Here is a 1,306-nt window from a genome sequence, read left to right as displayed (position 1 = left end):
CGCCGCCGAGTATTGTAATGAAACCACGGCGCTGCATGTCCGCCCCCAAAACTCAGGAGACGGCATCTTAGCGGCGAGAGCGAACGCTTTGATAGGGCAGAAACCGGTATCGAGAGTATTTTCGTCGTGTGATGCCAATGTCGCAGTTGGGTCAATCGCGTCACTTTCAAAGCGTGCCGCGAACTTCTGCTCTTACCTGATCAGCGGACATCGCTGACAAGCGTCAGGTCCGAAAAGCGCCAACAGATAAAGCGCGCGTGCAGTGAGGCCGGGAGCAATGCCCAATTCATGGGAGGACCTCAGGCGTCGCTCCTAGTCCTGGTCTAAATCCCGCTTCCATTGCCATGGATCTGAGCAACAAACTCTAACTTAAGTAATACCCCCGGAAATAGGCGTTTGTTGCTGCGGTGCGCCTAAAGCACCAAACCGTATGAGTTGGACATCGGTATATATCCCTTCATTCATCGCCACGAGAATTCCTACATGACAGGAACAGAGCCTCAACAGCTTGCGTTATTACATTTGTTTCCATTTGTTTGTGAGGCCGTCCATGCGCCTTATTATTGGAATAGTCGCGATTGCGACACTGTTGTGCGTAAATGTTGATTCTGCTTCAGCACAGACCTTCCTTGATCGATGGTCTATCATTCCAAAAGCGCACGCAGAACCGGCACCAGAGGCACAAGACCAGACCAGACAGAATCCTCCGCTTGAGCAACCCCCGACCGGAGGGGAGAGGGCTCATCGTCCGGAAGATCGCTCAGCCCCTCGATCTTCAAGCCGGGTTTTTTCTGGAAAAGCCTCTTACTATTCATATCCGACAGGAAAAACAGCGAGTGGTGCGCCTTTCATTCGGAATTCACTGACCGCTGCCCACCGCAACCTACCGTTCGGCACAAGAGTTCGTGTAACTGATCTTGCCAGCAGCAAGTCCGTAGTAGTTCGTATCAACGACCGGGGACCTTGGGTTCGCGGCCGCGTCCTCGATCTTTCGCTCGGCGCTGCGCGCAGTTTAGGAATTACGGACCGCGGCGTGGCCCAGGTTCGCGTTGAAGTACTATAGATTGTGTCTGCTAGCGGAAAGTCTCGCAGCAAGAAATAGATCGAGCTACAGGGCCAATGTCTCCTTACCGTCATGCGCGTCGGATTCTGACTGGACCACGGCGACTTCCGGTCTACATCGGTGAACGGAACATTCTCAGGATAGGCAGACATGTCTCGAAGGTGCCGATTTTGTTGCAAAAGTCAGTTGAGACAGGCCGCGAAGCGTGATTCCGTTGTGATGACGCGATTCTCGGTGAGGTCG

The 1,306-nt window shown here is 53.4% G+C and carries 2 protein-coding genes; both read left to right on the top strand.

Translation table 11 applies throughout. The annotated features are described in order from the left end of the window. Positions 1-217: hypothetical protein (locus tag JQ575_RS44190; protein WP_212039419.1), on the top strand; the 217-nt coding region annotated here is incomplete at its 5' end. 333 nt (positions 218-550) lie between these two features. Then, complete coding sequence (locus tag JQ575_RS46850) at positions 551-1,063, top strand: septal ring lytic transglycosylase RlpA family protein (protein WP_212039417.1); 513 nt, start codon at positions 551-553, stop codon at positions 1,061-1,063. Positions 1,064-1,306 lie beyond the last annotated feature (243 nt).

The organism is Bradyrhizobium sp. JYMT SZCCT0428 (genome assembly GCF_018131075.1).
Classification (GTDB): domain Bacteria; phylum Pseudomonadota; class Alphaproteobacteria; order Rhizobiales; family Xanthobacteraceae; genus Bradyrhizobium.
Note: the sequence above shows the minus strand (reverse complement) of the source record. Positions and strands in the feature narration are given on the sequence as shown.